This is a genomic window from Sporolactobacillus mangiferae (assembly GCF_023336505.1).
Taxonomy (GTDB): Bacteria; Bacillota; Bacilli; order Bacillales; family Sporolactobacillaceae; genus Sporolactobacillus; species Sporolactobacillus mangiferae.
In genome coordinates, this window is sequence record NZ_JAMAST010000034.1 from 1 (window position 1) to 5816 (window position 5816).

Genomic DNA, 5816 nt, shown 5'->3' on the forward strand with positions numbered 1-5816 from the left:
AGTCACAAATTTTTCCTCCAAATTTTTCTGTTTCTTATTGATTTTCTGTAAGGATTAACTGACGCTGCACTTCACGTTCGACCTCTGACAGGCTCACCCGATGCCTTCGCGCTGCCTGAGCACAATCATCATATTCAGCAGTTTCCCGGACAACACTACCGCTTCGGGCAACCTTGATGCGGATCGCGCCGAACTTTGTGTCAATCGTTTTGAAGCAGCGTTTCATGATTGACCGCTGCATGAGCTGATAGCGGACACCAATGGTTGACGTATGCTTCAGCAGCAGGTCAACGAACACTTCCCGTTCCTCAGGTATGCAAAGAACTGACAGTTTGCATGATGGTCGATTTTTCTTCATATATATGGGGGTAAAAAAGACATCCAGGGCACCGGCTTCGATCAGCTGATCCATGGCAAAGGCAAGTGATTCACCGCTCTGATCATCCAGATTGGCTTCAATCAGCAGGACGCTGTCATGGTCCGTCCGGACGGTCTGCCCACTTTTTTTTGTTTCAAACAACAAGGCGCGCAAAGCATTGAAAGTACCTGTCTCACGTTTTCCGAATCCATACCCGGTTTTCAGCAGAAGATCATGTTCAGGAACAGGGCCAAAGGCGGCCACCATCTCCTTGACCAGGCCCATTCCGGTCGGCGTAATCAGCTCAGTCCGAATATCGGTTCGCTGCCTGATCGGGATATGCGTGCCGACACGCATCTGCATCACGGCTGGTACAGGAACCGGCATTTGTCCGTGTGCCACTTGAATGAAGCCTGATCCATCGGACAATTCTGAAGCACGCACTTCATCGACACCAAGGAGATCAAGTGCAATGAAACTGCCGACGATATCGACAATCGAATCCAGCGCACCAACTTCATGGAAATGAACTTCTTCAACAGGAAGCTGATGCACCACTGCTTCGGCCCTGGCAATTTCCGTAAATACATCGATTGACTGCTTCTTGATTTTGTCTGATAAATCGCTGCTGGCAATCAGTGTACGAATATCGTCCAAATGCCGTACATCGTGATGATGCGCAGCAGATTCGACAAAGCCGCGATCTTTTTCATGATTCAGTACAACATCAAAACTCGTCCCATAAATACTGTTTTTTGCCAACCGTCTCTTCTCCAGTTGATAACCATGCACATGCAGTTTGGTAAGTTCCGCCTGAAAGTGTTCAAAATCAATGCCGAGATCAAGCAGCGCACCGATAAACATATCCCCGCTGATCCCTGAAAAAGCGTCTAAATAAAGTGTTTTCATCTCACTCCTCCAAAATAATGAAGCTTTACAAATGATTCATTATACTTGCCGAATAGGCGGCCCCGAACCCGTTGTCTATGTTGACAACTGTAACGCCTGATGCGCAGCTGTTAAGCATGGCAAGCAGTGCCGTTATTCCCTTTAAATTTGCACCGTAGCCAACGCTGGTAGGAACGGCGATCAGCGGTTTATCAATCAGACCGCCAACGACACTGGCAAGCGCTCCTTCCATTCCGGCGATCACAATCACAACCTTGGCACCTCGAATGACATCCAGCCTGGCAAACAGGCGATGGATGCCAGCCACACCAACATCATAAACACGTGCAACTCGATTTCCATAAGCCTCTGCCGTAACGGCTGCCTCTTCCGCCACGGGAATATCCGATGTTCCGGCTGTTACAATGGCAATGTAACTGTCCGTCTGCACAACATCTGCACGGTTGATCAGTGCACACCGGGCCAGCTCGTAGTACACTGCGTCCGGTTCTGCCGCTTTTATTGCGGCAAATTTCTCTGAAGAAAGACGTGTACATAAAATGTTTACGGTCTCTTCGCGCATGGCATCAATAATTCCGATAATCTGTGATGACGTTTTACCTTCAGCGTAGATCACCTCAGGATAGCCGTTACGCTGTTTGCGCGCGAGATCAACCTTGGCAAACTCGAGATCAGTAAATCCGCTGCCGCTTAGCATGCGTTCGGCCGAATCAGCTGATTGACGGCCGCATGCAACGTCACAAAGCAGTCTGTGCAAATCCTCATGCTTCATTTTTTTCACCTGATTCTTTGACGGGTGATCAAAGATTTATTTAACAATGACGCCAAGCCCGTCAGGAATGACTGCCACTTTTGCATTCTTTCCTTCCCGCTCAAAAGCGACCTGCAGCGCCTGATCCAATGAAACAGCCAGCTCCATATGCATATCGGTAACCAAGTCAGGCGCAACAAGATCGGATACCATGATCACGTGATGATGGACAAGAATACGTGCAAGAATCTGTGCTGTCCACTGATCCGGAATCGTCTTCAACCGCGGTGTATGAATGGCGCGTTCCAAAAACTCTTTTGGATCAGATACATCAGCAAGGTTGTGGTAGAACCCTTCGCCGCCATGCCCGTCACGGCATCCGGCGACCATAATGATCGTTCCGCCTTCTTTGTTCGTCGCTTCTGCCGCTGTCATGCCTTTGACTGCCTGGTAAATGTTCTGATCCAAAGGATAACCGCCGTTTGTCGAAATGGCGATGTCGCAGTCAATCTTTTCCACACTCGAGAGTTCTTGAAGGAACTGACAGCCGGCCTGATGAGCATCCTCCATATCACCGGCAAAGGACCCGATGATTTTTTTCTCTTCATCCAGAACAACATTGACAATAAAGGCCAGTTTAGCAGTACGCGCCGCATAAACCATATCTTTGTGGATTGGGTTATGGTGCAGATTACCGGTACGGGCCTTGCTCGAGTCAATAAACTCTCCAGAGTGATTAGCCATAATCGTTTTGTAGGATGCAATTCCAGGCAGTACGGATTTGCGTCCGCCTGAAAAGCCGGCAAAGAAATGAGATTCAATGAATCCTTCCGAAAGCAGCAAGTCAGCTTCTGCAGCCACCCTGTTAATGATGCAGTCACCGCCGGAAGGAAGCTGTCCGATCCTGACCATCGCCGCATCATCCGTCGATATGTGCATGACGATTTCTTCGTTGTCCACAATTTCCTGTCCATATTTGTTAACCAGTTCTTCATGTGTGGACGGACGGTGGAACCCGGTAGCAACCAGTATACGAATACGTGCTGCCGGTGCCGCCTGCCTCAGTCGGCGCAGTAAAATCGGTGTGATGATATGCGATGGTACCGGACGAGTATGATCCGAGCTGATGATCACAATGTTTCTTTTACCGCGAGCAAGCGTCTCCAAAGAAGCTGAGCCAATCGGATGATTTAATGATGCTTCAACAATATCGCGTTCCGATCGTTCGACCCGGTAATTCGCTGCTTTTGAAACTAGTTTGCCGGCAAAATTCTGTTCAGGCAGATCTGCTATAAGTGTTGTTTTATCATAAGGAAGTTTTATTTTGACCATGATCTGTCGCCAGCCCTTTTCAACATTTTTTAATTCAAGGACTGTTATAAATTAAAACAAGCGGATTGTCTGTTCTGTTTGCTATTCTCATATTGTGTTAACATATGTATACTTAATTTGTTACATTTATAAGTGAAAAAAGCGTTAAAATAGGGTTAGCTGTAACATATGTATCTGTGTCGCGGACTATATTCATTTCGCTTTCTCCGTCAGCTTACCGAAATGAAGCAGAGCCTGTCGAGGCAAAATGCGCCTGGCTTCTAATTCCCGGCCATGATTCACTGATCCATCTCTTTTGGCTGCATCATCGCTGCGGCCGTTTTTGTTCTACTATAAGAAAATTTAAAATTCAGTGAATTATAGTGTGACGGCGGCTTTGCTTTCACCAGAGTCTTGGCAAACCCAGGTTTTCTAACGTTGGTTTGGGTATGAAGAAAAATCATTTACTCTTTTAATAGTATTAGAAAAATCAAGATCGGATGGAATGAACCATGGTATTAAGTGAAATTGAATACTTAATTAATTTTCTGGATGCACATCATGTCCCTGCCATTAATAAAAGCCGTCATACATATCTGACTTATCACGGACTCGAGGAACGCTATACCTATGTTCTGAAAAAAGGTATTATTAAAAACAGTATCATTCTTCAGGACGGAAGAGAATTCAATTTGTCCTATATCGCCAAACCGGATGTGATTTCTCTGCTCCGAGATGAAGTCTCCAAATTCACATCCCAGCCGTTTAATGTACGCGTGGAATCCGATGAAGCGACCTTTTATCAAATTGATCGTGTTACCTTCTGGAAATATGTTAACGCGACACCTGAGCTGCAGAATTATGTAAAAAGTTATTATCGAAAGAAATTATCGGAAAACATTTTCCGCTCGCAGCGAATGATTATGAATGGAAAAAAGGGGGCGGTCTGCGCCTTTATTTACAGCCTGATCGATCTGTTCGGACGCAAAATACGCGAAGGCGTTCTGATTGACTTTACCGTAACAAATGATGACATTGCCGGATTCTGCGGCATCAGCGCGCGCAGCAGTGTCAATCGGATGATCAGCGAATTAAAGCAGGATGGAGCACTCGTTGTCAGAAATCGAAAGTTTATCATCACTGATATCAGTTATCTTTTAGATCACATTGCTAATTAAACAAAACCAATCATTGATCTATTCTTTCTATTTGCACCGTCGCTGCAGCCGCTCGCCGTGGGCGCACCGCGGGCCCCCTTCCTCAGACAGCAGGAATCTGCGAATCTCACAGGCCACCTCCACCCCTGCTTAATATTCAAAAACAGCCTCCTCCATCTGGAGGAAGCTGTTTTTGAAAGTAATGGTTATATTGTCAAAGCTCAAACATCAAGATAGCCTTCACGTGGAACTACGTGAAATGCTTTGGCAAGATCGCTTAAGCCTTTGTCAGTGATCGTCTGTTCAAATTTTCCGCCGTGCTGCTGAATAATTGACCAGATCTGAGCCGCCTTTTCGATTGTTTCGATTAAGCCATAAGCTTCATCGATCGACGTTCCTGAAGCGAACAGACCGTGCTGCGGCCAGATCACAGAACTGAAGTCCGCCAGTTTAGCAGCCGTTGCTTCTCCAATTGTCGTCGTTCCAGGCACCATCCATGGAATAATGCCCACGCCCTCAGGGAAAACAACAAGGGATTCAGTCTGCATCTTCCACAGAATCCGTGTGATTTCACGTTCGTCCAGCTTCTGCGTAAATGTCATCGCAATTAAATTGGTCGGATGGCAATGCATGATCACGCGCTGTTCCGGATTCAATTTCAGCCGTGCTTTATGTCCCATTAAATGAGTTGGAAACTCGCTCGTCGGCCGTCCACCGTCATTGAATCCCCAAAGCAGATCAACACTTTTTCCGTCCGCAGCAATGCGAACCAGTCCCAAATCGCGCTCCGGAAAGTCGATAATATTTTTGAAGTAGCGTCCTGTACCGGTAACAAGAAAATACATGCCGGCAAGTTCTTTTCCGTCGAAATCAATCGGGAGTGTCTTCAATACTTTTTTCGTGTCTTCATAAGGTGTTACCTCTTCTTCGGTGAGTCGATAGCTGACATTGCCACCGTTACGTTCATCCCATCCATGATCGTATAACCGAAAAGTGATTTTTGAAAGTTCCTTAACATACGGTGAATTGATAAATTGACCCATTTTCTTTGCCCCTCCAGTATGGTTATCTGTTTAGCAGAAATTTGTTTTCATATTGAACGACTTCTTTAAGCCAATCGGTGCCAACTGGAACGCCGCTTTCCTGGCAGTAGTAATCCCAGACCGCACCGAACGGATACGATTTCAGTTCCTCGGTCACCGCAAGGCGCATCGTATAATTTCCTTCCAGCTCAGCCTTTTTCAAATCATTGATCGGCGATAAAAATGCCTGAAGCAGAGCCTTCAATGTCGCACGCGAACCGACAACCCATGCAGCCAGACGGTTGATA

At 46.5% G+C, this 5816-nt stretch carries 6 protein-coding genes; 1 reads left to right on the plus strand and 5 read right to left on the minus strand.

Annotation, left to right across the window (positions count from 1 at the left end; translation table 11 throughout):
* Positions 1-34: 34 nt before the first annotated feature.
* From larC to larA, 3 genes are read right to left on the minus strand one after another with little or no spacing between them, the layout of a single operon-like run.
* Complete coding sequence (larC, locus tag M3N64_RS13810) at positions 35-1267, minus strand: nickel pincer cofactor biosynthesis protein LarC (protein ID WP_249104193.1); 1233 nt, start codon at positions 1265-1267, stop codon at positions 35-37.
* Positions 1268-1292: 25 nt separating this feature from the next.
* A complete protein-coding gene (gene larB / locus M3N64_RS13815) occupies positions 1293-2039 on the minus strand; it encodes a nickel pincer cofactor biosynthesis protein LarB (protein WP_249104198.1) in 747 nt (248 codons plus the stop codon).
* Positions 2040-2075: 36 nt separating this feature from the next.
* Positions 2076-3350 (minus strand): nickel-dependent lactate racemase, encoded by a 1275-nt coding sequence (gene larA, locus M3N64_RS13820; RefSeq protein WP_249104201.1) that lies wholly within the window; start codon positions 3348-3350, stop codon positions 2076-2078.
* A gap of 491 nt (positions 3351-3841) precedes the next feature.
* Between larA and M3N64_RS13825 the strand changes: the two genes are divergently transcribed.
* The gene (locus M3N64_RS13825) at positions 3842-4507 is read left to right on the plus strand and encodes a Crp/Fnr family transcriptional regulator (RefSeq protein ID WP_249104205.1); all 666 of its coding nucleotides are present in this window, start codon (positions 3842-3844) and stop codon (positions 4505-4507) included.
* 200 nt (positions 4508-4707) lie between these two features.
* On the opposite strand, the gene rhaD is transcribed toward M3N64_RS13825, so the two are convergent.
* Both rhaD and M3N64_RS13835 read right to left on the minus strand, forming a co-directional pair.
* Positions 4708-5529, minus strand: a complete 822-nt coding sequence (gene rhaD, locus M3N64_RS13830; protein ID WP_249104208.1) for a rhamnulose-1-phosphate aldolase — start codon at positions 5527-5529, stop codon at positions 4708-4710.
* A 22-nt stretch (positions 5530-5551) separates the two neighbouring features.
* On the minus strand, positions 5552-5816 hold a 265-nt coding region (locus M3N64_RS13835; RefSeq protein ID WP_249104211.1), incomplete at its 5' end, for an L-rhamnose isomerase.

What these genes read in the sequence shown, in the direction of transcription:
- larC (WP_249104193.1), bottom strand. Translation starts at nt 1,267, where the DNA reads ATGAAAACACTTTATTTAGACGCTTTTTCAGGGATCAGCGGGGATATG.
- larB (WP_249104198.1), bottom strand. Translation starts at nt 2,039, where the DNA reads ATGAAGCATGAGGATTTGCACAGACTGCTTTGTGACGTTGCATGCGGC.
- larA (WP_249104201.1), bottom strand. Translation starts at nt 3,350, where the DNA reads ATGGTCAAAATAAAACTTCCTTATGATAAAACAACACTTATAGCAGAT.
- M3N64_RS13825 (WP_249104205.1), top strand. Translation starts at nt 3,842, where the DNA reads ATGGTATTAAGTGAAATTGAATACTTAATTAATTTTCTGGATGCACAT.
- rhaD (WP_249104208.1), bottom strand. Translation starts at nt 5,529, where the DNA reads ATGGGTCAATTTATCAATTCACCGTATGTTAAGGAACTTTCAAAAATC.